Source organism: Paraburkholderia atlantica, assembly GCF_009362785.1.
Classification (GTDB): domain Bacteria; phylum Pseudomonadota; class Gammaproteobacteria; order Burkholderiales; family Burkholderiaceae; genus Paraburkholderia; species Paraburkholderia atlantica.
In genome coordinates, this window is record NZ_WHNQ01000001.1 from 470,961 (window position 1) to 492,803 (window position 21,843).

Genomic DNA, 21,843 nt, shown 5'->3' on the forward strand with positions numbered 1-21,843 from the left:
TGGAAGTTGTGAAGCAAAGGATTCGAAGCCCGCGCGGCGCGCCGTTGCGGCACGCCACGCGAACCCGCGTCAATCGTTAGACCACGACCGTCTGCGCTTCACCTGCCGCGCTTTCACGGACCGTGCCGATCTTCCAGACCTGCTCGCCCGCCGCGGACAGCAGACCGATCGCCGCTTGGGCATCCGCCGCCGACACGATCACCGCCATCCCGATACCGCAGTTGAATACGCGGTGCATTTCCGCATCGGCGACACCGCCGTGCTTCTGCAGCCACGAGAACAGCGGCGGCAGCGGCCACGCGCGATGATCGAGCTCGGCCGTCAGACCCTCGCGCAGCACGCGCGGAATGTTCTCGACCAAGCCGCCGCCCGTGATGTGCGCCATGCCCTTCACCTCGAGCTGCTGCATCAGCGCGAGCAGCGGCTTCACGTAGATGCGCGTCGGCGCCATCAGCGCGTCGGCGAGCGAGCGGCCGTCGAAGTCCGCGTTCAGATCGGGATTGGCGCGCTCGATGATCTTGCGCACCAGCGAAAAGCCGTTCGAATGGATGCCGCTCGACGCGAGCCCGAGCACCACGTCGCCCGGGGCGATCTTGCTGCCGTCGATGATCTTGCTCTTTTCGACCGCGCCGACCGCGAAACCAGCCAGATCGTATTCGCCGTCCGGATACATGCCCGGCATCTCCGCGGTTTCGCCGCCGATCAACGCGCAGCCCGACAGCTCGCAGCCCTGCGCAATGCCCTTCACGACGGTCGCCGCCGTGCCGACATCGAGCTTGCCGCACGCGAAATAGTCGAGGAAGAACAGCGGCTCGGCGCCTTGCACGAGGATGTCGTTGACGCTCATCGCGACCAGATCCTGGCCTACCGTGTCGTGCTTGTTCAGCTGGAACGCGAGACGCAGCTTGGTGCCGACGCCGTCGGTGCCGGACACGAGCACCGGTTCCTTGTACTTCTTCGGCACTTCGAACAGCGCGCCGAATCCACCGATGCCGCCCAGCACGCCGTCGCGCAGGGTCTTCTTGGCAAAGGGCTTGATGGCGTCGACGAGGGCGTCGCCCGCATCGATGTCCACGCCGGCGTCGCGATACGACAAACCTTGGGCCGAATCGGTTGAAGGCTGGGCGGATTTCGGTTGATTCATGGGGAAAAGCTCGAAGGTCGGTAAAATGCGATTTTACCCGATGCTGGCCGCCTGGCTGGAATTCGCGCGTTCCGACGAAATCCTGGAAACGACTTTGCCACACGACACCCCGATTCCAGCGCTGCCGCCCCGCGCAATTCCGTCCGCCGCGCTTCGCGACGCTCGGCCTCACGACCCGGCGAGCACGCTTCACGACAACTAAGCGCCTGGCAACGTTCCAGGCCCCGAGGTCCGGGCCACTCGCGGCTCGAGCCTCATTTTCGGCATTAACCTACTGTGCTTCGTCAACTGACGCTCGATCTCGGCACCCCGCCGCCATCGACATTCGACAATTTCTTCGCCGGCGCGAACGCCGAGCTGGTCACGCGTCTGCGTGAGCTCGACGACGCGCTCGCCTCCGGACCGGTCGCCGATCGCACCTTCTACATCTGGGGCGAAGCGGGCAGCGGCCGCACGCACCTGCTGCAGGCGCTCGTGCACGAAGCGCCGCCGGGACATGCGCGCTTCGCCGGTCCGCAAAGCAGCCTCGCCGCCTTCAGCTTCGATCCGCGCGTCGCGCTCTACGCGATCGACGACTGCGACGCGCTGTCGGCCGCACAGCAGATCGCCGTGTTCAACCTGTTCAACGAAGTGCGCGCGCATCCGACCAGCGCGCTCGTCGCCGCGGGCAACGCGGCGCCGATCGGCATGACGGTGCGCGAGGATTTGCGCACGCGGCTCGGCTGGGGTCTCGTGTTTCACCTCGCGCCGCTGCCCGACGACGCGAAGGCCGCGGTACTGAAACGCGCGGCGCGCGAGCGCGGCATCATGCTCGCCGACGACGTGCCGGCCTACCTGCTCACGCACTTTCGCCGCGACATGCCGAGCCTGATGGCGCTGCTCGACGCGCTCGACCGCTTCTCGCTCGAACAGAAACGCGCGGTCACGCTGCCGCTGTTGCGCACGATGCTCGCGTCGCCCGACCCCGCCACCACGCCGGGTTCACACGCCGCTCTTCCGGCTTCAAGTAAAATAGGCCCCCATGGCTAATCTCGCACTCTTCGATCTCGACCACACGCTCATTCCCACCGACAGCGACCACGAATGGGGCCGCTTCATGGTGAAAAAAGGTATGGTCGACGCCGAAAATTTCGCCCGTGAAAACGACCGCTTCTACGCCGACTACAAGACCGGCAAGCTCGACATTCACGCTTATCTGATCGCCATGCTGACGCCGCTCGCGAAGTACACGCGCGCGCAGCTCGCCGACTTTCACGCGCAGTACATGCACGAAGTCATCACGCCGGCCATTCAGCCGGTGGCGATCGAGCTCGTGAAACAGCATCGCGAAGCGGGCGACCTGTGCTGCGTCGTCACGGCGACCAACGAATTCATCACGCGTCCCATCGCCCAGGCGTTCGGCGTCGATACGCTGATCGCGTGCGAGGCGGAGACCGTCGGCGGCGATCCGCACGGCGCGTACACCGGCCGCCCGACCGGTACGCCGAGCTACAAGGAAGGCAAGATCGTGCGCACCGAAATGTGGCTCGCGTCGCTCGGCAAGACGTGGAGCGACTTCGAGCACAGCTATTTCTATAGCGACTCGCACAACGACATCCCGCTGCTCGAAAAAGTCACCGATCCCATCGCGACCAATCCGGACGACACGTTGCGCGCCCATGCGCAGGCCAAAGGCTGGCGCATCCTCGAACTCTTCCAACCCTCGTGATCAAGAAACTCATCCGCAAGCTCTTCGGCCAGGACGCGGCGAGCGCTGACGACACGCTCTCCGCCGCCAGCGTCGACGGCAACGCCAATGACAAGCCGCCGGCGCGCGGCAAGTCCGCTTCCGGCACGGCCGCGCGGCCGCGTCGCAAATCCACCGCCGCTGCCGCCGCACAAGCGCCGCGCGAACCGGACGTACCCGTCATCATTCCGCACGACGTGCATGGCATCGACCCCACGCTGATCTCGCGCAATGCGATCCGCGTGACCGAGGGCTTGCAACAGGCGGGCTTTCGCGCGTTCATCGTCGGCGGAGCGGTGCGCGACCTGCTGCTCGGCGTGAAGCCGAAAGACTTCGACGTCGCGACCGACGCGACGCCCGAACAGGTGCAGAAGCTGTTCCGCCGCGCGCGCATCATCGGCCGGCGCTTCCAGATCGTGCACGTGCAGTTCGGCCAGGAAATCATCGAGACCTCGACGTTCCGCGCGCTGGTCGATCCGCCCGCGGCCGACGCGGCGCCGCCGAAGCGTCTTAAGCGCGACGAGCTCGACCGCCGCACCCACGCAGTGGACGCGAGCGGCCGCGTGCTGCGCGACAACGTGTGGGGCGAACAGCACGAGGACGCCACCCGCCGCGACTTCACGATCAACGCGATGTACTACGATCCGGCCACGCAAACCGTGCTGGATTACCACAACGGCATGGCCGACATGCGCACGCGCCTGTTGCGCATGATCGGCGACCCGGCCACGCGCTATCGCGAGGACCCGGTGCGCATGCTGCGCGTTGTGCGCTTCGCTGCCAAGCTCGACTTCGACATCGACGACGCCACGCGCGCGCCGATCGAGAAGATGGCCGATCTGATCAACAACGTGCCCGCCGCGCGTCTGTTCGACGAAATGCTGAAGCTGATGCTGTCGGGTCACGCGCTCGCGTGCCTGAAGCGGCTGCGCCAGGAAGGCCTGCATCACGGGCTGCTGCCGCTGCTCGACGTGGTGCTCGAACAGCCGACCGGCGAAAAATTCATTTCTCTGGCACTCTCTAATACAGATGCACGCGTGCTGGCCGGCAAGCCGGTGTCGCCGGGCTTCCTGTTCGCGACACTGTTGTGGCACGACGTGCAGCAGCGCTGGCAGAAGTTCGAGGCCGAAGGCGAGTATCCGGTGCCCGCGCTGCATCGCGCGATGGACGAAGTGCTCGACATGCAGACCGAAAAGCTCGCGATCCACAAGCGCTTCTCGGCCGACATGCGCGAGATCTGGGGTCTGCAGCTGCGCCTCGAAAAGCGCTCGGGCCGCAGCGCGCTGAAGCTGCTGGAACACCAAAGATTTAGAGCGGGGTATGATTTCCTCCTGTTGCGCTGCGCATCGGGCGAACTCGACGAGTCGGTTGGTGCGTGGTGGACGGAGTTCATCGAAGGAGACTCCGCCGCGCGCGAGGCATTGCTCACGCAAGGCGGGAAGGACCGGAGCCCCAGAAAACGACGGCGGCGCGGTGGCGCCAGAAACCGCAAATCGGGTGACGGGGTGGAGGGCGGCTCGTCCGCCGAACGCACGGACAACGACGCAGGCCGCGAAGGCTCGCACGAAGACTGACGCGGCGTTCGCGGAAGAGCCGTCGAAACGATAGTTGCAGGAAGTTATGCCATGACGGTTGCTTATCTTGGCCTCGGCGCGAATCTCGGGGACGCGCGCCAGACCCTGAAAGACGCGGTGGTGTGCCTCGCACAACAGCACACCATCACCGTGCTCGCCAAATCGAGCCTATATCGCACTGCCCCGATCGACGCGGGCGGCGACGACTATTTCAATTGCGTCGTGAAGCTGGAAACGACGCTCCCCGTGCGGCATCTGCTCGCGCTGTGTCACAAGATCGAGCATCAGTTCGGCCGTGAACGGCCGTTCCGCAATGCGCCGCGCACGCTCGATCTCGACATCCTGCTGTACGGCGATCAATCGATCGACGAAGCCGATCTGATCGTGCCGCATCCACGCCTCGTCGAGCGCGCGTTTGCGCTGGTGCCGCTAGTCGAGATCGACGCGGCAATCGTGATTCCGCAACATGGCCGGGCCGCCGCGCTGCTCGACAGCGTCAGCGATCAGCGCATCGAGAAGGTGAAGGGGCCCTGCCAGTGTCCGATGCTCAATGCACTCGCCGGTAATTCCGCCGAGAAAGGCCGTTGCGAATGAGTTCGCCGCCGCTCACGGTCACCGCGCCGCAGCTGCGCCCGCCGTTCGGCTATATCGCGATCGAGGGGCCGATCGGCGTCGGTAAAACCTCACTCGCGCGGCGCCTCGCGCAACGCTGGTCGATGCACGAACTGTTCGAGCGCTCGCAAGACAATCCGTTTCTTGAACGCTTCTATCGCGACACCGCGCGCTACGCACTGCCGGTGCAGCTGCACTTCGCGCTGCAACGCGCGCAGCAGGCGCAGGAAGTGAGCGCCGCGCAGGCGAGCGGCACGCCGCTGATTGCCGACTTCATCACGCAGCGAAACGACATCTTCGCGCGTCTGACCTTGCAGGAAGACGAGTGGCAGCTGTACCGCGCGCTTGCCGCGCGGCTCGACGTCAGTGCACCGGAGCCGGACTTCGTCGTCTATCTGCAGGCGAGCCCCGAGGTGCTGTTCGCGCGCATCCAGAAGCGCGCGGTGCCGATGGAGCTACAGATTTCCGATGCGTATCTGCGCGCGCTGTGCGACGCGTACAACGACTTCTTCTACCACTACGACCGCACGCCCGTGCTGACGGTCAACGCCGAACACCTGAATCCGCTCGACTCCGACGCGGACCTTGCGCTGCTCGCCGAACGCATCGAGACGATGCGCGGACGCAAGGAATTCTTTGTCAAAGCCACGTCGCTGTAAGCGGCGCGGCTAGTTCATTTCTCTCACTGGATTGACCATGACTTATTTGCAGGAAGCGAGCCGGAGCGCGATCACCGTGCCGAAACTGCAGGCAATGCGCGACGCCGGCGAAAAGATCGCGATGCTCACCTGCTACGACGCGAGCTTCGCCGCGCTGCTCGATCGCGCGGGCGTCGACGTGCTGCTGATCGGCGACTCGCTCGGCAACGTGCTGCAAGGCCAGGCGACCACGCTGCCGGTGACGCTTGCGGACATCGCGTATCACACGGCGAGCGTCGCGCGTGCTCGGCCGTCGGCGTTGATCATGGCTGACCTGCCGTTCGGCACCTACGGCACGCGGGAAGATGCGTTCAGGAGTTCGGTCGAACTGATGCGCGCGGGCGCGCAGATGGTCAAGCTCGAAGGCGGCGAATGGCTCGCGGACACGGTGCGGTTTCTGGTCGAACGCTCGATTCCAGTATGCGCGCACGTGGGTCTGACGCCGCAGTCGGTACATGCATTCGGCGGCTTCAAGGTGCAGGGCAAGACCGAAGCGGGCGCGAGCCAGCTGCTGCGAGATTCGCTCGCGATGCAGGCCGCCGGCGCGCAATCATTGTTGATGGAAGCGATCCCCGCTCAACTCGCGGGCGAGGTCACGAGGCAACTGCGCATTCCGACGATCGGCATCGGCGCGGGCCTCGACTGCTCGGGTCAGGTGCTCGTGCTGCACGACATGCTCGGGATTTTCCCCGGCAAGCGGCCGCGCTTCGTGAAAGATTTCATGCAGGGGCAGCCGAACATTCAGGCGGCCGTCGAGGCCTATGTGCGGGCGGTGAAAGACGGCACGTTTCCGGGCGCCGAGCACACGTTCTGATGCTTGTTGGCCGCGCGGGCGCGCGGCATTTTCCGGTTTCTGTCAGCGCTCTAAGCAACAACCCGTGCGGGAATCGCGCCGCGCAACGCGTTGCACACGAGCAGCGCTTCGGCGTTCAGCACATCCTCCTGCGTCAGCACTTTCTCACCTGCCTGCAGACCCGACGCCCCTTCGAGCAACACGCTTCGCATCACGCCAGGAAGCACGCCCGACGCGAGCGGCGGGGTCCACCATCGTCCCGCGAGCTTCACGAACACGTTCGATCTGCCGCCTTCGGTCAGTTCGCCCCGTTCGTTGAAGAACAGCGTATCGAAGGCGCCGTTCGCCTCGGCTTCGCGCCAGCCGCGGTCGTAGTCGGCGCGGCGCGTGGTCTTGTGGCGCAGCAGCGGATCGGCGGCTTGGGTCGGCGCGAACTTAGCTTCGGGGCCGAGCAGAACCCCAACGATCGCATCCGCCAACGGCGTAAGCATCGCAGCGGTGATCTGGGTCACACCGCTTTTGCTCAAAGCAAGCCGCATACGATGCGGCGTCTGTGCCGGCAGCGTGGCGCACCGCGCTGAGATCTCCGCGCGAACGCGCGCTTCATCGAACTCGAAGCCAAGCGTCGCGGCGCTCGACGACAAGCGCCGCAAATGCCGCTCGACATGCCGCACGCCATCTTCCCGCGTCGCGTACATCGTTTCAAACAGTTCGAAGCCCGGCTCGGCGCCGGTCAGAAAACGTGCTTTCAATCGACACTCCTCGTGCTCATCGGCGGCCACACTGTCGAGCACTATGCCCGCGCCGATGCCCATGCTGCCGCGCAGACAGTCCGTGCCGCCCACTTGCGCCGTCGACGAAGTCAATGTCAGCGTGCGGATCGCGACCGACATGCAGAAGTCGCCGCAATCGTGATCACCGTCCGGCGCATCGAGCCAGCCGATCGCGCCGGTATAAAGTCCGCGCGGCGTGCTTTCCAGTTCGTCGATCAACTGCATCGTGCGATGCTTCGGCGCACCGGTAATCGATCCGCAGGGAAACAGCGCGCGCAGGATCGCCGCGAACGAGGTGCGGTCGAGCAACGTCGCCTCCACTGTCGACGTCATCTGCCACACCGACGCATACGGTTCGACCGTAAAAAGCGCCGGCACGTTGACCGAGCCGATCCGCGCGACCCGCGACAGATCGTTGCGCAACAGATCGACGATCATCACGTTCTCCGCGCGGTTCTTCAGATCGGTGGCGAGGAACTCGGCGTTGCCGCGGTCGATGGCAGGATCTTGCGAGCGCGGCGCCGTGCCCTTCATCGGCCGCGCGCGCAACGTCGGGCCGTGCTTCTCGACGAACAGTTCGGGCGAACACGACAGCACCCATGCATCGTCGGGCAACGCGATCAGCGCGCCGAACGACACCGGCTGGCGCGCGCGCAAACGCCGATAGAACGCGAGCGGCGAGCCGAACACGTCGAAGCCGAGGCGGTACGTGTAGTTGACCTGATAGGAATCGCCCGCGCGCAGCGCGGCGTGAATCGCGTCGATCGCCGCGTCGAACTCGGCGCGATCGACGCTCTCGCGCACGTTCGCCGTGCCCGCGACCGACGGCTCCGGCGCACCGTTGTCCCGCGTCATCAGCCACGCGTCGACCTCGTCGCGCGAAAGCTTCGCACAGCGTTCGAACAATAAAAAACGCAGCGTGGCATTGCCACGCTGCGTTTCAGTGGACCGGAGCTTGTCGATACCGACGAGCGCACGGCCAAATTCATAGTCGGCCAGCACGACGGCGTGCAGACCGTTGCGGGTATCGGCCGCGACGCTGTCGCACACGGCTTCGAGCTGCGCCGCCTCGGTGCAGACCCGCTCGAGCACGAAACCCGTGTACAAGCGGCTCGACGGACGCGCCGCCGTTGCACCGCAATCGTCAAGCAGCGCGAACACCGCGCCGCGCCTGTCCACCGTCATGCTGACCGCCAAATCAGATCAATCGAAAAAGCTCTTCACCCGATCGAACCAGCTCTTGCTTTGCGGACTATGCCGCGCACCGCCTTCCACGAGCGCCTTTTCGAACTGCTTGAGCAGATCGCGCTGCGCTTCGGTGAGCTTGACCGGCGTTTCGACCTGCACATGCACGTACAGATCACCGGCGATGCTCGAACGCAGTCCCTTGATGCCCTTGCCGCGCAAGCGGAACGTCTTGCCCGACTGTGTGCCTTCCGGCACGGTGAAGGTCGCGCGACCGGCGAGCGTCGGCACTTCGATATCGCCGCCAAGCGCCGCGGTGGTGAACGGGATCGGCATCTGGCAATGCAGATCGTCGCCGTCACGCTCGAACACCGAGTGCTGCTTGATATGAATCTCGACGTACAGATCGCCCGACGGACCGCCGTTGATGCCCGGCTCGCCGTTGCCGGCCGAGCGGATACGCATGCCGTCGTCGATACCGGCCGGGATCTTCACTTCGAGCGTCTTGGTTTCCTTCACCTTGCCCGCGCCGTGGCAGTGATTGCACGGATCGGGGATGTAGGTGCCGCTGCCGTGGCACTTCGGGCAAGTCTGCTGGATGCTGAAGAAGCCCTGCGACATGCGCACCGAACCCGAGCCGCTACAGGTCGGGCAGGTTTCCGGCTTGGTGCCCGGCTTCGCGCCCGAGCCATGGCAGACTTCGCACGAAACCCAGCTCGGCACGCGGATCTGCGTGTCATAGCCGTGCGCGGCCTGCTCGAGCGTGATTTCCATGCTGTAGCGCAGATCGGCGCCGCGATACACCTGCGGGCCCGCGCGACCGCCTCCGCGTGCGCCGGCGCCGGCCGCCTGGCCGAAGATGTCGCCGAAGATGTCGCCGAATGCGTCGGCAAAGCCGCCGAAACCTTGCGCACCGGCCCCGCCCATGTTCGGATCGACGCCCGCGTGACCGTACTGATCGTACGCGGCGCGCTTTTGCGAATCCGACAGCATTTCATAGGCTTCCTTCACCTCCTTGAAATGCTCTTCCGCATCCTTGTTGCCCGGATTGCGGTCGGGGTGGTGCTTCATCGCGAGCTTGCGATAAGCCTTCTTGATTTCGTCGTCGCTCGCGTTCTTTGCGACGCCCAGAACCTCGTAGTAATCCCGTTTCGCCATATCGGTTCAACGCCGCCGCGCAAAGCGACGCGGTAGCTCCTTGTGAATGCTGTGGAGTCTCACGACTCGTCCGGCCGCTGTCTGCGCCGCGCCAGGGCACGGTTCAAAACAACGCCCTCCATAAAACGAACGTGCCCGGAGAGCCCAAAAGGCTCGCCAGGCGCGAAAAACCGCTCTTGCACTCAAGGCGCCCCAAGGGCGCCGATCTCGTGCAGCCGGGCCGCGCACATCGCTGTACACGGCTTTACGGTCGGATGCCGACCTGGCTTTAGTCCTTCTTCACTTCCTTGAACTCAGCGTCGACCACGTCGTCGGCCTGCTGGCTCGCGCCCGCCGATGCACCGGCACCGCCCGCCGCGCCCGCTGCCGCTTCGGCACCTTGCGCAGCCTGCATGTCGGCGTACATCTTCTCGCCCATCTTCTGCGAGGCCGTGGCCACTGCTTCGATCTTCGCTTCGATCGCAGCCTTGTCGCTCGAGCCGCTCTTCAGCGTGTCCTCGAGTTCCTTCAACGCGGCTTCGATCTTGTCCTTCTCGCCCGCTTCGAGCTTGTCGCCGTACTCGGTCAGCGCCTTCTTCGTGCTGTGGACCAGTGCGTCACCCTGGTTGCGGGCGTCGGCCAGCTCACGCAGCTTGTGATCTTCTTCCGCGTTCGCTTCGGCGTCCTTCACCATCTTCTCGATTTCGGCTTCGGACAGACCCGAGTTCGCCTTGATCGTGATGCGGTTTTCCTTGCCGGTCGCCTTGTCCTTCGCGCCGACGTGGAGAATGCCGTTCGCGTCGATGTCGAAGCTCACTTCGATCTGCGGCACGCCGCGCGGTGCCGGCGGAATGCCTTCGAGGTTGAACTCGCCGAGCAGCTTGTTGCCCGCTGCCATTTCGCGTTCGCCCTGGAACACCTTGATCGTCACGGCGCTCTGGTTGTCGTCAGCCGTCGAGTAGACCTGTGCGTGCTTGGTCGGGATCGTGGTGTTCTTGTTGATCATCTTCGTCATCACGCCGCCGAGCGTTTCGATGCCGAGCGACAGCGGGGTCACGTCGAGCAGCAGCACGTCCTTGCGGTCGCCCGACAGAACCTGGCCCTGGATCGCGGCACCAACGGCCACGGCTTCGTCCGGGTTCACGTCACGGCGCGGGTCCTTGCCGAAGAACTCCTTCACCTTTTCCTGCACCTTCGGCATACGGGTCATACCGCCGACCAGGATCACGTCGTCGATTTCGCCGACCTTCACGCCTGCGTCCTTGATGGCCACGCGGCACGGCTCGATGGTGCGTTCGATCAGTTCTTCAACCAGCGCTTCCAACTTCGCACGCGTAATTTTCAGGTTCAAGTGCTTCGGACCCGACGCGTCGGCCGTGATGTACGGCAGGTTGATTTCGGTCTGCTGGCTCGACGACAGCTCGATCTTGGCCTTTTCAGCCGATTCCTTCAGGCGCTGCAGCGCGAGCACGTCTTTCGACAGATCGACGCCCTGTTCCTTCTTGAACTCGCCGATGATGTAGTCGATGATGCGCTGGTCGAAGTCTTCACCGCCGAGGAACGTATCGCCGTTCGTGGACAGCACTTCGAACTGCATTTCACCGTCGACGTCCGCGATTTCGATGATCGAGATGTCGAACGTGCCGCCGCCGAGGTCGAACACGGCGATCTTGCGGTCGCCCTTTTCAGCCTTGTCCAGGCCGAATGCCAATGCGGCTGCGGTCGGTTCGTTGATGATCCGCTTCACTTCCAGACCGGCGATGCGGCCTGCATCTTTGGTGGCCTGACGCTGGCTGTCGTTGAAGTACGCCGGCACCGTGATCACGGCTTCCGTGACGGTCTCGCCGAGGTAGTCCTCAGCGGTCTTCTTCATCTTGCGCAGCACTTCGGCGGAAATTTGCGGCGGCGCGAGCTTCTGGTCGCGCACTTCGATCCATGCGTCGCCGTTGTCGGCCTTGATGATCTTGTAGGGCATCAGGCCGATGTCCTTCTGCACTTCCTTCTCTTCGAAGCGACGGCCGATCAGGCGCTTGACCGCGAACAGCGTGTTCTTCGGGTTCGTGACCGACTGACGCTTGGCCGGCGCGCCGACCAGGATCTCGCTGTCTTCCATGTAAGCGATGATCGACGGCGTGGTGCGCGCGCCTTCCGAGTTCTCGATGACCTTGACCGAGTTGCCTTCCATGATCGCCACGCACGAGTTGGTCGTGCCGAGGTCGATGCCGATGATTTTGCCCATTTTTACAAATCTCCTGACTTTGATCGCTGCGGAAAGCGCCCGGTTGGCCCATCTGGCGGCGGGACGATCCGCTCTCAATTCCTACCTGCACTCAAAATAAGTGCGGCCACATCGTTTTCAAGACCTCTATTGCGATGCGGTCTTTAATTTTTTTCAATCACGGGGCGGGCTCGCGAATCCTTGCTTGGAGCCCGCTCCGTCAACTTGCACGGCGCCCCCGGCGTGGTTCGCCGGAAGTGCCTGAATCGACTGAATGTTTTGCGGCGCGGGGCGCGGCGAAGCGACGAGCTACACGCCTCCGGCGCAAACGTTCGCGGTGCGCGTCGACGTGCTTACTTCGGCGCGGCGACGGTCACGAGCGCGGGACGCAGCACGCGATCCGCGATCACGAAGCCCTTTTGCAGCACCGCGACGACGGTGTTCGGCTCCTGGTCGGCCGGCACCATCGAAATGGCCTGATGGCGATGCGGGTCGAACTTCTCGCCGACCGGATTGATGGCCACGACGCGGCCCTTCTCGAGCGCGCCGCTCAACTGGCGCAGCGTGAGTTCGACGCCTTCGCGGACCTTCTGCAGGTCGTCGGACGAATGGGCGACGGCCGCCTCGAGACTGTCGACCACCGGCAGCAGATGCTCGGCGAAGTTTTCGATCGCAAACTTGTGCGCCTTGGCGACGTCTTCCTGAGCGCGACGGCGCACGTTTTCGGTTTCGGCCTTCGCGCGCAGGAAGTCTTCCTGCAACTCGGCGATCTTCGCCTGAGCGTCGGCCAGCGCCTGCTCAGCGGCTGCCTGGGCGGATTCAGTGGTGGCGCCGGTGTCCTGCTGTTGAGTAGCGGCCCCGGCCGCCTCGGCGGCCTGGCGCGCGGCTTCGTCGGCGGGCGTGGGATTCTGGCTCGTCGGGTTCTCTTGCGTGTTTTCCATGTCGCTGAAAGTCGTTAAAAAGTAAAAGCAAAGACGGAAAAAGCCGTTCCGACACAGTACGATTCGTGCTTTGCAAAATCGCGACACGTGTCTTCGCGCCGATCCGCCAGACCGGACCCCAGTTGGGGTCTGAAATAGCCGTTTCAAGCGGCTCCGAGGTTTTTTCGCACCAGCGTCGTGCAGGCGAAATGCGCCGTAACAAGCATTCACGTGGCGCAATCAGATAGGGATTGAGTGCAGCCCGCAACTGACCTATTCTCCAGTCATGGAGCGGCAACGCACGTTAACCCTAATTTGACGTAAGCCTTACCGACACCTGACAGTCGTTCCGATAGCCCGTTTCAGCCCATCGAGGGGAGTACCGTGAAACTGACCGTTGCAATCGGGGTGGTCGCACTGGTACTGATCGCGGGCACCACGACAATCTGCATGTCCGGCGCGGTCAACGACCACACCACCGAGTACGGTGGCGCACATGCCACGGTCGAGCAGTTTTTTAGTTCCCACCCGAAAATCTGTCGATAGTGCGCCGGTCGCGTTTGGTCGGTCGCCCGTGCAGCGCGGCGGCCGGCTCGTGATACACCTTGCGACGTTCCTGCTCGGCCTGCCGCTTCTCCTTGCTCTGCGCGGTTTCAACGTAAAGCGTCTGCGCCACGCTCGCCGGGCCGCGCACGTCGCACACACCCAGCACTTCCACCTGCCACACGTAACGCTCGATCTCGATTTCGACCAGATCGCCGACACGCACGTCCTTGGCCGGCTTCACGGCCGCGCCGCCGATCCGCACCCGTCCCTTGTCGACCGCATCCGCGGCCAGCGAACGCGTCTTGAAGAAGCGCGCGGCCCACAGCCATTTGTCGATGCGCAGTTTCGCGCCCGGTTCGGTTGAAATACGGTAGTTCATCTGCGTATTCAAGCTCCTGTCGTGTGCGGCACCGGCACCGCCTGCACCGGCCAGCCCTGCAGATGCTGCGCGACGATTTCGCCGAGCGCGGCAACCCAGGGCTGCGACGCGTTCAGACAGGCGATCCGGTGAAACTCCTTGCCACCCGCCTGCAGAAATTCGTCGCGCACTTCCATGCCGATTTCCTCGATCGTTTCAAGGCAGTCGGCGGTGAAACCCGGACAAAACACGTCAGCACGCCGCACGCCTGCCGCGCCGAGTTCCTTCAACGTCGGCGCTGTATAGGGCTGCAGCCATTCGGCCTTGCCAAAGCGCGACTGGAACGTGATGCGGCATTCGACCGGCGTCAATTCGAGCGCCTGCATCAGCAGCGCGCCGGTCTGCTGGCATTGCTCGTGATATGGGTCGCCGAGGTCGAGTGTGCGCTTGGGAACGCCGTGGAAACTCAGCACGAGCTTGTCGCCCGCCGCGAAATCGGGGCGGCCGTGCAGATGCCAGTGGTGACGCACCTGAGCGGCGAGCGCCGCGATATACGCCGGGTGATCGGCGTACTGGCGCACCGTGCGGATTTCCGGCTGGTTGCGCATGCGCTTGAGCGCGGAAAAGGCTTCGTCGAACGCGGTCGCGGTGGTCGACGCCGAATACTGCGGATACATCGGCATCAGCAGCACGCGCTCGGCGCCCGCGAGCTTCAGCTGGTTCAGCATCGCCGGAATCCCGGGCGTGCCGTAGCGCATCGCGTAGTCGACCAGCACCGTGTAGTCGTTGACTTGCAGCAGATGGCGCAAGCCCTCGACCTGCTTTTCGGTATGGACGCGCAGCGGCGAGCCCTCGGGCATCCACACCGCCGCGTACTTCTTGGCGGAGCTGCGGCCGCGAAACGGCAGGATCAGCAGACGCAGAATCAGCTGCCACAGCAGCGCGGGAATTTCGACCACGCGAGGATCGGAGAGGAACTGCGCGAGATAGCGGCGCACCGCGCGCGGCGTCGGCGCGTCGGGCGTGCCGAGATTGATCAGCAACACGGCGACGCGATGCGACGTGGCGTTCTGTGAGGGCCGCTCGAGGTCGAAGCGCATAGGCAGCAGAGATCACCGCTTCAAGCGGCGAGTCGATTCAATGGAGATTCATTATAGCGGCGCGGGTTCGGCCCGGCGCCGCCGGACCCTGGCCATTCGGACGATTGGCAGACGCCACCCGTTCGCGCATCATGGCCGGCACGGCTGCGATGACGGCAGCGCCGCGCAACGCGAGGGACTACTGCTGGCTGAGTGTCATGGACAACAGCCGCGCGGTGATGTCCACGATCGGAATCACGCGGTTGTAGGCCATGCGGGTCGGTCCGATCACGCCGAGCGTGCCGACGATCTTGCCGTTGACCTCGTACGGCGCGGTGACGACGCTCATTTCCTCGATTGGCACCAGAGTCGATTCGCCGCCAATGAAAATTTGCACGCCCGCCGCGTGACTCGACACGTCGAGCAACTGAAGGAGGCTGGTCTTCTGGTCGAACACATCGAAAAGCTTGCGCAGCCGCGCCATGTCCGACGAAAGATCGGCGACTTCGAGCAGATTGCGCTCGCCCGAGATCAGCACGGTCTCGCCGGTGTCGGATTCGTCGGTGCTCGCGGTGACGGCCGCGTGCATCAGCGAGGTCATGTCGCCACGCAGCTCGTCGATTTCCTCGCGCAGGCGGCGGCGCACTTCGTCGAACGAGAGGCCCGCGAAATGCGCGTTGATGTAATTGGAGGCTTCCACCAGCTGCGAAGGCGAAAAGTCGCGCTGGGTGGCGAGAATACGGTTCTGCACGTCGCCTTCTGGCGTCACGATGATCAGCAGAATGCGCTTGTCGGACAGGCGCATGAATTCGATCTGCTTGAATACGTGGCTGCGGCGCGGTGTGAGCACCACACCGGCGAACTGCGACAGGTTGGACAGCACGCTCGCCGCCGCGGCGACGATTTTCTGCGGCTCGCCCACCTGCAGCGTGGTCTTGACGGCGCGCATCACCGCTTCTTCGTCGGCGGCGGACTCGACCGTCAACATCGTGTCGACGAACAGACGGTAGCCGCGTGGCGTCGGAATGCGCCCTGCCGACGTATGCGGACTGATCACGAGCCCCAGATCCTCGAGGTCCGACATCACGTTGCGGATCGTGGCCGGGCTCAGTTCGAGGCCCGAGTAACGTGACAGCGTGCGCGAGCCGACCGGCTGACCTTCGGCGATGTAGCGCTCAATCAGCGTTTTGAGGAGGGTTTGTGCGCGAGGATCTAGCATGACGAAAAATTTTAGCTCAATGGCATCGCAGCCGCGAGCGCCCGCGGCGCCCGCTCCCAGCGAATGCGCCACCGTCAGCGGGCTCGCATGTCATCGGGTCTTCACCATTCTAACGATAATCGCGACATACGCAGACGCCCCGCGTGCGCCGGCCCGCTACCGGGTTGGCCTGCGGTTCTTTTCAGGCCCTACCTATGGTGTAATGCCGGCATGCAAGTGACCAGCCAGTTCAAGACCGTCGCGCTCGTCGGGCGCAGCAATACGCCAGGCATCGGCGAGCCGCTGACCGCGCTCGCCGCGTGCCTCGCCAAGCTCGGCCTCGAAGTCGTGTTCGAAGCCGACACCGCCGCCGAAATCGGCGTAACCGACTACCCGGCGCTGCGTCCCGCTGAGATCGGCGCGCGCGCCGACGTTGCCGTGGTGCTCGGCGGCGACGGCACGATGCTCGGCATCGGTCGCCAGCTCGCGCCATATCGCACACCCTTGATCGGCATCAACCACGGGCGGCTCGGCTTCATCACCGACATCCCGATCTCCGACATGCTCGAGACCGTGCCGCAAATGCTGTCCGGCACCTTCGAGCGCGAGGAGCGCGTGCTGCTCGAAGCGCGCATCGTGCGCGACGGCACGCCGATCTACCATGCGCTCGCGTTCAACGACGTGGTGGTCAACCGTAGCGGTTTTTCGGGCATGGCGGAGCTGCGCGTGTCGGTCGACGGCCGCTTCATGTACAACCAGCGCTCGGACGGCCTGATCGTCGCGACGCCGACCGGCTCGACCGCGTACGCGCTGTCGTCGCAGGGGCCGATCCTGCATCCGCAATTGCAGGGCTTCGTGCTCGTGCCGATCGCGCCACACGCGCTGTCGAACCGGCCGATCGTGCTGCCGGACGACTCGAAGGTCAGCATCCAGATCGTTTCCGGGCGCGAAGTGAACGTCAATTTCGACATGCAGTCGTTCACGTCGCTGGAGCTCGGCGACACGATCGAGGTGCGCCGTTCGCGTCACACGGTGCCAATGCTGCATCCGGTCGGCTACAGCTATTACGCGACGCTGCGCAAGAAGCTGCACTGGCACGAGTATCCGTCGCACGAAGAAGACCAGAGGCCGCAAGCGGCGCCTTGAAGCGCACACGCCGCCGCGGCCGCCACCCGAATCCCACGCTACCCGACGACCTCCATGCTTCGCCACCTCTCGATACGCGACTTCGTCATCGTCGCCGCGCTCGACCTCGAATTCGACAGCGGCTTTACCGTTTTCTCGGGCGAAACCGGCGCCGGCAAATCGATCCTGATCGACGCGCTCGCGCTGGCACTAGGTGCGCGCGCCGAGGCGAGCGTCGTGCGCACCGGCGAGAGCCGCGCCGACATCACCGCGGAGTTCGAAACCCACGCGCAGGTCGATCAATGGCTCGACGAGCAGGCGCTCGGCGCGGCCGACGACGGCCAGCACGGCGGCACCGTGATGCTGCGGCGGGTGGTCGACGCGAACGGCCGCTCGCGCGCGTTCATCAACGGCACGGCGGCCACGCTCGCGCAGTTGCGCGAGGTCGGCGAAATGCTCGTCGATATTCACGGCCAGCACGCGCACCAGCTGCTGATGCGCCCGGACGCGCAGCGCGAGCTGTTCGACACGCACGCGGGCCTGTCCGACCTGGCCGCCGCGGTCACGCGCGCGTGGCGCACGTGGCGCGACAAGGCCCAGGCGGTCGAGCATGCGCAAACGCGCGATCGCGAGCTGCAACTCGAACGCGAGCGACTCGCGTGGCAACTCACCGAGCTCGACAAGCTCGCGCCGCAGCCGGGCGAATGGGAAGAGGTCAACACCGAGCATCGGCGGCTATCGCATTCCGCGAATCTGATCGACGGCGTGCAGGGTGCGCTCGGTGCACTGTCCGAATCGGACGACGCGATGATCACGCATCTCGGCTCGATCGTGTCGAAGGTGCGCGACCTCGCTGAGATCGACCCGGCGCTGAACGACGTGCTCGCCGCGCTCGAACCCGCCGAAATCCAGTTGCAGGAAGCCGCGTATTCGCTGAGCCACTATGCGCAGAAGCTCGAGCTCGATCCGGAGCGGCTCGCTCAGGTCGAAAAGCGCCTCGACGCGCTGCACTCGGCCGCGCGCAAATTCCGCCTGCAGCCCGAGACGCTGCCGGAAGAACACGAAGCGCGCCGCAAGCAATTGGCCGCGCTCGACGCCGCCGCGGACCTCGACGGCCTGCGCGCCGCCGAGGCGCAAGCGAAGGAAGTGTTCATCGGCGAGGCGAAGAAGCTGTCGAAGGCACGCGCGAAAGCAGGCAAGGCGCTCGGCGAGGCGGTCACGACCGGTATGCAGGAACTGTCGATGAAAGGCGGCAGCTTCGAAGTCGCGCTGGTGCCGTTGCCCGAAGGCGGCGCGCATGGGCTCGAGCAGATCGAGTTTCGCGTCGCCGGTCATGCCGGCGTGCCGCTGCGGCCGCTCGCGAAGGTCGCGTCGGGCGGCGAACTCGCGCGGATCAGTCTGGCGCTCGCAGTGATCGCGAGCGCAGCCAGCCCGACACCGACGCTGATCTTCGACGAAGTGGATACCGGCATCGGCGGCGGCGTGGCTGAAGTGGTCGGGCGGCTATTGCATCAACTCGGCGAAGCGCGCCAGGTGTTGTGCGTGACCCATCTGCCGCAGGTCGCGGCGCGCGGCGATCATCATTTCCAGGTCGCAAAGATGAGCAACGGCACCGGCGGCACGCTCAGCAGCGTGACCTCGCTCGACAAGGCGAGCCGCATCGAGGAAGTCGCGCGCATGCTCGGCGGCCTCGAAATCACCGCGACCACGCGCAAGCACGCGAAGGAAATGCTGGCCGCCTGAGCTTGCGCCGTGCGCAGGTCACCGCACACGGCCTGAGTCGGGTTGGCCGGGACGTCACACCGATCCCGGCCGCGCATGACGCGCTAGCGCTACGCGAAGTGCGCAAGCGCCCTCACCCAAACACTCTCTTCCACAACGCCAGCACCGCCTCGCGCTCGGCCGCGACCAGCGCCGGATCGACCCGCGCCTTCTCCATCCCATCGAGCCGCAGCGTGTGCTGCAGCTTGCGATAGCGCCGATAGGCGGCACCGACCGTCTCCGCTTCCGCCTCGCTCATCAGCCCGAAACGCGACACTTCACGCAGCAGCGCGATATTGCCGGTATTGCGGATCAGCTCGGGATCGCGCGCCGCATGCAGCAGCACCCAGTACTGCACGGTGAACTCGATATCGACCATGCCGCCGCGGTCGTGCTTCAGGTCGAACAGCGCCGGCGTCTGGTTCGGGTGACCCGCCTCGACGCGCGCTCGCATCTCGACGATTTCCTTCGCGAGCGGCGGCGCTTCGCGCGGCGTCGTCAGCACCTGTTCGCGGATCGCCTCGAATTTCGCGCCGATCTCCGGATCGCCCGCGCAGTAGCGTGCCCGTGTCAGCGCCTGATGCTCCCACACCCACGCGGTGTTCGCCGCGTCGCCCTCGCGCAGCTGGTAGCGGCGGAACGCGTCGAGATCGGTGACGAGCAGGCCCGACTCGCCGTTGGGCCGCAGCCGCAGATCGATGTCGAACAAGGTGCCGGCGCCGGTCGCGGTGGTCAGCCATGTGATCAGGCGCCGCGTGAAGGTGGCATAGACGTCGGCCGCGGCATCGTCGGGGTCGTCGTACAGGAAGATCAGGTCGAGGTCCGACGCATAGCCGAGCTCCTTGCCGCCGAGCTTGCCGTAGGCGATCACCGCGAAACGCGGCACGTCGCGGTGACGTTTGGCCAACTGATTCCACACGGCTTCGATCGTCACGTCGAGCACCGCGTCGGCGAGCTCGGACAGCCGGTCGCTGACGTGCTCGACGGACAGCTTGCCGGCAAGATCGATCAGCAGAATGCGGAACACCTCGGCGTGATGCGCGTGGCGCAGCAGATCCATCTGCTGCTCGACGCCGTCGGCGGCGGCGAGCCGCAAACGCAACGTGCGCTTGAATTCGGGCCAGTCGAACGGGCTGTTGATCGCCTCGCCGTCGAGCAGTTCGTCGAGCAGCTGCGGATGGCGAATCAGATAGCCGGCGGCCCAGCGCGAGCCGCCCAGCACCGACAGCACCTGGTGCAGCGCCTGCGGATACTCGGTCAAGAGCGCCAGATAGGCGCCGCGCCGGCTCACCGCTTCGAGCAGATCGAACAGGCGCGCGACCGTGTCGCCGCGCCGCCCGGCCGGCTCCAGCGTGCGCGCGGCTTCGAGCGCGCGCTGCGCGACGATGTCGAAACGCTGCCGGCTGCGCTCGTTCAGCCCCGTGTAGCGCGACGAGCGCCACACCGCCTGCAGTCGCGCGAGCAACTCGCCGGGCTCCGCCACACCGAGTTCGACGAGGCGCGCGCGCAGCGCGTCGTCGGCGCTATCGTCGGCGAGCGCGCTGCTCCACACCCACGCGGCCGCGCCGTCCTCGGGCGCGCCGCAGCCGTCGCGGCCGCCCACCTTGTCGGAGAAAATCTGGTCGAACTGCTGTTCGACGAACTCGCGATGCGCGTCGAGCTTCGTCATCAATTCCGGATAGTCGTCGCAGCCCATCGCGCGCGCGAGCGCCGCGCGGTCTTCTGCATCGACGGGCATCGCGTGAGTCTGCGCGTCGTTGCGATATTGCAAACGATGTTCGAGCTCGCGCAGAAAGCGATACGCCTGCGACAGCTTCACGCACACCGAGGTGTCCATCAACCCATGCGTGGCCGCGTGGCGCAGCACCGCGAGCGTCGGCCGCACGCGAAAGCCGGCGTCCTGGCCGCCGCGGATCAGCTGGAACACCTGCGCGCTGAATTCGATTTCACGGATGCCGCCGCGGCCGAGCTTGATGTCGTCGGCCTTGTCGGGGCGCATCGACGCACGGCGCTGCGCCTCCTGGCGGATCTGCAGATGCAGCGCGCGGATCGCGCTGATCACGCCGAAATCCAGATAGCGTCGATAGACGAACGGCGTGACGATCGCGTCGAGCTGCTTCTGCAGCCGCTGCGCCGAGGCGCTCACTCCTTCGGATACGAGCCGGCCCTTGATCCACGCGTAACGCTCCCACTCGCGGCCCTGCACGTAGAAATACTCTTCCAGCATGCCGAGGCTGCACACCAGCGGGCCCGAATCGCCGTTCGGCCGCAGACGCATATCGACACGAAACACGTAGCCGTCGGCGGTGACCTCCGCGAGCGCGCCGATCAGCCGCTTGCCGAGCCGCGTGAAGAACTCCTGGGTCGCGAGCGGCGAGCGCTGGCCGCCAGTGGTCTCGCCGTCGTCCTCGTAGACGAAGATCAGGTCGATATCCGACGACACGTTCAGCTCGCGCCCGCCGAGCTTGCCCATGCCGACCACGCCCAGCGTGAGCCGCTCGCCCTGCTGGTCGCGCGGCTCGCCATACAGCGCTTCGAGCTCGGCGCTCAGCACCGTCAGCGCTCGCTGGATCGTCGCTTCCGCGAGATCGGTCATCGCGCCGGTGACTTCGGCGATATCGGCCTCGCCGGCGAGGTCGCGCTCCATCACCGCGCAGAATACTTCAGTGCGCAACTGGCGCAGCGCGCGCTTCAGCGCATCTTCGTTGACCGGCGCACCGGCGGGGCCCGCCGCCTCGGCGCACAGTGCGTCGAGGCGCGCGTCGATGCGCTCGCGCGTCAGCGGTTCGTCGGCCAGCGCGCCGACATGCGCGACCAGTTGCGGGCGGGCCGCGGCGGCGCGCGCGGCATAGTGCGAATAGCTGGAACTCAGGAGGGTGGCGTCAGTCATCAAAAATCTGGCTCGCTCGTTGCTTGATCGAATTTGTCCGGCGGTATTCTGACGGTGTCCGGGTGCCGTTCCGGGGTCGCTGTCGTGTCGTTCTATCGTGCGATCG

At 65.2% G+C, this 21,843-nt stretch carries 18 protein-coding genes; 9 read left to right on the top strand and 9 right to left on the bottom strand.

Annotation, left to right across the window (positions count from 1 at the left end):
* Positions 1 to 76 precede the first annotated feature (76 nt).
* Entirely contained in the window at positions 77 to 1,144 is a 1,068-nt protein-coding gene (purM, locus tag GCT19_RS02130; protein ID WP_018431868.1) for a phosphoribosylformylglycinamidine cyclo-ligase, read from the bottom strand.
* A gap of 276 nt (positions 1,145 to 1,420) precedes the next feature.
* Between purM and hda the strand changes: the two genes are divergently transcribed.
* The 6 genes from hda to panB are packed head-to-tail and all read left to right on the top strand — an operon-like array spanning position 1,421 to position 6,568.
* The gene (hda, locus tag GCT19_RS02135; RefSeq protein ID WP_018431870.1) at positions 1,421 to 2,173 is read left to right on the top strand and encodes a DnaA regulatory inactivator Hda; all 753 of its coding nucleotides are present in this window, start codon (positions 1,421 to 1,423) and stop codon (positions 2,171 to 2,173) included.
* The gene (locus tag GCT19_RS02140; protein ID WP_152850891.1) at positions 2,166 to 2,852 is read left to right on the top strand and encodes a histidinol-phosphatase; all 687 of its coding nucleotides are present in this window, start codon (positions 2,166 to 2,168) and stop codon (positions 2,850 to 2,852) included. Before hda ends, GCT19_RS02140 begins: the two co-directional genes overlap by 8 nt.
* Positions 2,849 to 4,444 (top strand): polynucleotide adenylyltransferase PcnB, encoded by a 1,596-nt coding sequence (gene pcnB, locus GCT19_RS02145; protein WP_321576736.1) that lies wholly within the window; start codon positions 2,849 to 2,851, stop codon positions 4,442 to 4,444. The genes GCT19_RS02140 and pcnB overlap by 4 nt, the downstream gene beginning before the upstream one ends.
* A 51-nt stretch (positions 4,445 to 4,495) precedes the next feature.
* Positions 4,496 to 5,038 (top strand): 2-amino-4-hydroxy-6-hydroxymethyldihydropteridine diphosphokinase, encoded by a 543-nt coding sequence (gene folK, locus GCT19_RS02150; protein ID WP_013088507.1) that lies wholly within the window; start codon positions 4,496 to 4,498, stop codon positions 5,036 to 5,038.
* Positions 5,035 to 5,715 carry a deoxynucleoside kinase gene (locus tag GCT19_RS02155; RefSeq protein WP_018431873.1) on the top strand — a complete coding sequence of 227 codons (681 nt, stop codon included), beginning with the start codon at positions 5,035 to 5,037 and terminating at the stop codon, positions 5,713 to 5,715. The genes folK and GCT19_RS02155 overlap by 4 nt, the downstream gene beginning before the upstream one ends.
* 37 nt (positions 5,716 to 5,752) lie before the next feature.
* Complete coding sequence (panB, locus tag GCT19_RS02160) at positions 5,753 to 6,568, top strand: 3-methyl-2-oxobutanoate hydroxymethyltransferase (RefSeq protein ID WP_152850893.1); 816 nt, start codon at positions 5,753 to 5,755, stop codon at positions 6,566 to 6,568.
* Positions 6,569 to 6,618: 50 nt separating this feature from the next.
* Here the strand turns inward: panB and pabB are convergent, their stop codons facing one another.
* The 4 genes from pabB to grpE all read right to left on the bottom strand — a co-directional run bounded on the left by pabB (position 6,619) and on the right by grpE (position 12,801).
* On the bottom strand, positions 6,619 to 8,505 hold the full coding sequence (gene pabB, locus GCT19_RS02165; RefSeq protein ID WP_152850894.1) for an aminodeoxychorismate synthase component I: 1,887 nt from the start codon (positions 8,503 to 8,505) through the stop codon (positions 6,619 to 6,621).
* 18 nt (positions 8,506 to 8,523) lie between these two features.
* Entirely contained in the window at positions 8,524 to 9,663 is a 1,140-nt protein-coding gene (gene dnaJ, locus GCT19_RS02170; RefSeq protein ID WP_018431876.1) for a molecular chaperone DnaJ, read from the bottom strand.
* Between the two features lie 268 nt (positions 9,664 to 9,931).
* The gene (dnaK, locus tag GCT19_RS02175) at positions 9,932 to 11,881 is read right to left on the bottom strand and encodes a molecular chaperone DnaK (RefSeq protein WP_013088502.1); all 1,950 of its coding nucleotides are present in this window, start codon (positions 11,879 to 11,881) and stop codon (positions 9,932 to 9,934) included.
* A 332-nt stretch (positions 11,882 to 12,213) separates the two neighbouring features.
* A complete protein-coding gene (grpE, locus tag GCT19_RS02180; RefSeq protein ID WP_018431877.1) occupies positions 12,214 to 12,801 on the bottom strand; it encodes a nucleotide exchange factor GrpE in 588 nt (195 codons plus the stop codon).
* Positions 12,802 to 13,164: 363 nt separating this feature from the next.
* Between grpE and GCT19_RS42545 the strand changes: the two genes are divergently transcribed.
* A complete protein-coding gene (locus tag GCT19_RS42545) occupies positions 13,165 to 13,326 on the top strand; it encodes a hypothetical protein (protein WP_176109498.1) in 162 nt (53 codons plus the stop codon).
* Here GCT19_RS42545 and GCT19_RS02185 read toward each other — a convergent pair.
* The 3 genes from GCT19_RS02185 to hrcA form a co-directional block, all read right to left on the bottom strand.
* Positions 13,298 to 13,705, bottom strand: coding sequence for an RNA-binding S4 domain-containing protein (locus GCT19_RS02185; protein WP_152850935.1), 408 nt, complete (start codon positions 13,703 to 13,705; stop codon positions 13,298 to 13,300). The genes GCT19_RS42545 and GCT19_RS02185 overlap by 29 nt on opposite strands.
* An 8-nt stretch (positions 13,706 to 13,713) precedes the next feature.
* On the bottom strand, positions 13,714 to 14,784 hold the full coding sequence (gene hemH / locus GCT19_RS02190) for a ferrochelatase (RefSeq protein WP_018431879.1): 1,071 nt from the start codon (positions 14,782 to 14,784) through the stop codon (positions 13,714 to 13,716).
* A gap of 178 nt (positions 14,785 to 14,962) precedes the next feature.
* Positions 14,963 to 15,982 carry a heat-inducible transcriptional repressor HrcA gene (gene hrcA / locus GCT19_RS02195; protein WP_026227992.1) on the bottom strand — a complete coding sequence of 340 codons (1,020 nt, stop codon included), beginning with the start codon at positions 15,980 to 15,982 and terminating at the stop codon, positions 14,963 to 14,965.
* A 210-nt stretch (positions 15,983 to 16,192) separates the two neighbouring features.
* Between hrcA and GCT19_RS02200 the strand changes: the two genes are divergently transcribed.
* Complete coding sequence (locus GCT19_RS02200; protein ID WP_013088497.1) at positions 16,193 to 17,107, top strand: NAD kinase; 915 nt, start codon at positions 16,193 to 16,195, stop codon at positions 17,105 to 17,107.
* 54 nt (positions 17,108 to 17,161) lie between these two features.
* The gene (gene recN, locus GCT19_RS02205; RefSeq protein ID WP_152850895.1) at positions 17,162 to 18,829 is read left to right on the top strand and encodes a DNA repair protein RecN; all 1,668 of its coding nucleotides are present in this window, start codon (positions 17,162 to 17,164) and stop codon (positions 18,827 to 18,829) included.
* A gap of 112 nt (positions 18,830 to 18,941) precedes the next feature.
* On the opposite strand, the gene glnE is transcribed toward recN, so the two are convergent.
* Complete coding sequence (glnE, locus tag GCT19_RS02210; protein ID WP_018431882.1) at positions 18,942 to 21,737, bottom strand: bifunctional [glutamate--ammonia ligase]-adenylyl-L-tyrosine phosphorylase/[glutamate--ammonia-ligase] adenylyltransferase; 2,796 nt, start codon at positions 21,735 to 21,737, stop codon at positions 18,942 to 18,944.
* Positions 21,738 to 21,843: the final 106 nt, after the last annotated feature.

Excerpts from the sequence above, each read along its gene's own strand:
- purM (WP_018431868.1), bottom strand. The coding sequence starts at position 1,144 with ATGAATCAACCGAAATCCGCCCAGCCTTCAACCGATTCGGCCCAAGGT.
- GCT19_RS02140 (WP_152850891.1), top strand. The coding sequence starts at position 2,166 with ATGGCTAATCTCGCACTCTTCGATCTCGACCACACGCTCATTCCCACC.
- folK (WP_013088507.1), top strand. The coding sequence starts at position 4,496 with ATGACGGTTGCTTATCTTGGCCTCGGCGCGAATCTCGGGGACGCGCGC.
- GCT19_RS02155 (WP_018431873.1), top strand. The coding sequence starts at position 5,035 with ATGAGTTCGCCGCCGCTCACGGTCACCGCGCCGCAGCTGCGCCCGCCG.
- panB (WP_152850893.1), top strand. The coding sequence starts at position 5,753 with ATGACTTATTTGCAGGAAGCGAGCCGGAGCGCGATCACCGTGCCGAAA.
- pabB (WP_152850894.1), bottom strand. The coding sequence starts at position 8,505 with ATGACGGTGGACAGGCGCGGCGCGGTGTTCGCGCTGCTTGACGATTGC.
- dnaJ (WP_018431876.1), bottom strand. The coding sequence starts at position 9,663 with ATGGCGAAACGGGATTACTACGAGGTTCTGGGCGTCGCAAAGAACGCG.
- dnaK (WP_013088502.1), bottom strand. The coding sequence starts at position 11,881 with ATGGGCAAAATCATCGGCATCGACCTCGGCACGACCAACTCGTGCGTG.
- grpE (WP_018431877.1), bottom strand. The coding sequence starts at position 12,801 with ATGGAAAACACGCAAGAGAACCCGACGAGCCAGAATCCCACGCCCGCC.
- GCT19_RS02185 (WP_152850935.1), bottom strand. The coding sequence starts at position 13,705 with ATGAACTACCGTATTTCAACCGAACCGGGCGCGAAACTGCGCATCGAC.
- hemH (WP_018431879.1), bottom strand. The coding sequence starts at position 14,784 with ATGCGCTTCGACCTCGAGCGGCCCTCACAGAACGCCACGTCGCATCGC.
- hrcA (WP_026227992.1), bottom strand. The coding sequence starts at position 15,982 with ATGCTAGATCCTCGCGCACAAACCCTCCTCAAAACGCTGATTGAGCGC.
- GCT19_RS02200 (WP_013088497.1), top strand. The coding sequence starts at position 16,193 with ATGCAAGTGACCAGCCAGTTCAAGACCGTCGCGCTCGTCGGGCGCAGC.
- recN (WP_152850895.1), top strand. The coding sequence starts at position 17,162 with ATGCTTCGCCACCTCTCGATACGCGACTTCGTCATCGTCGCCGCGCTC.
- glnE (WP_018431882.1), bottom strand. The coding sequence starts at position 21,737 with ATGACTGACGCCACCCTCCTGAGTTCCAGCTATTCGCACTATGCCGCG.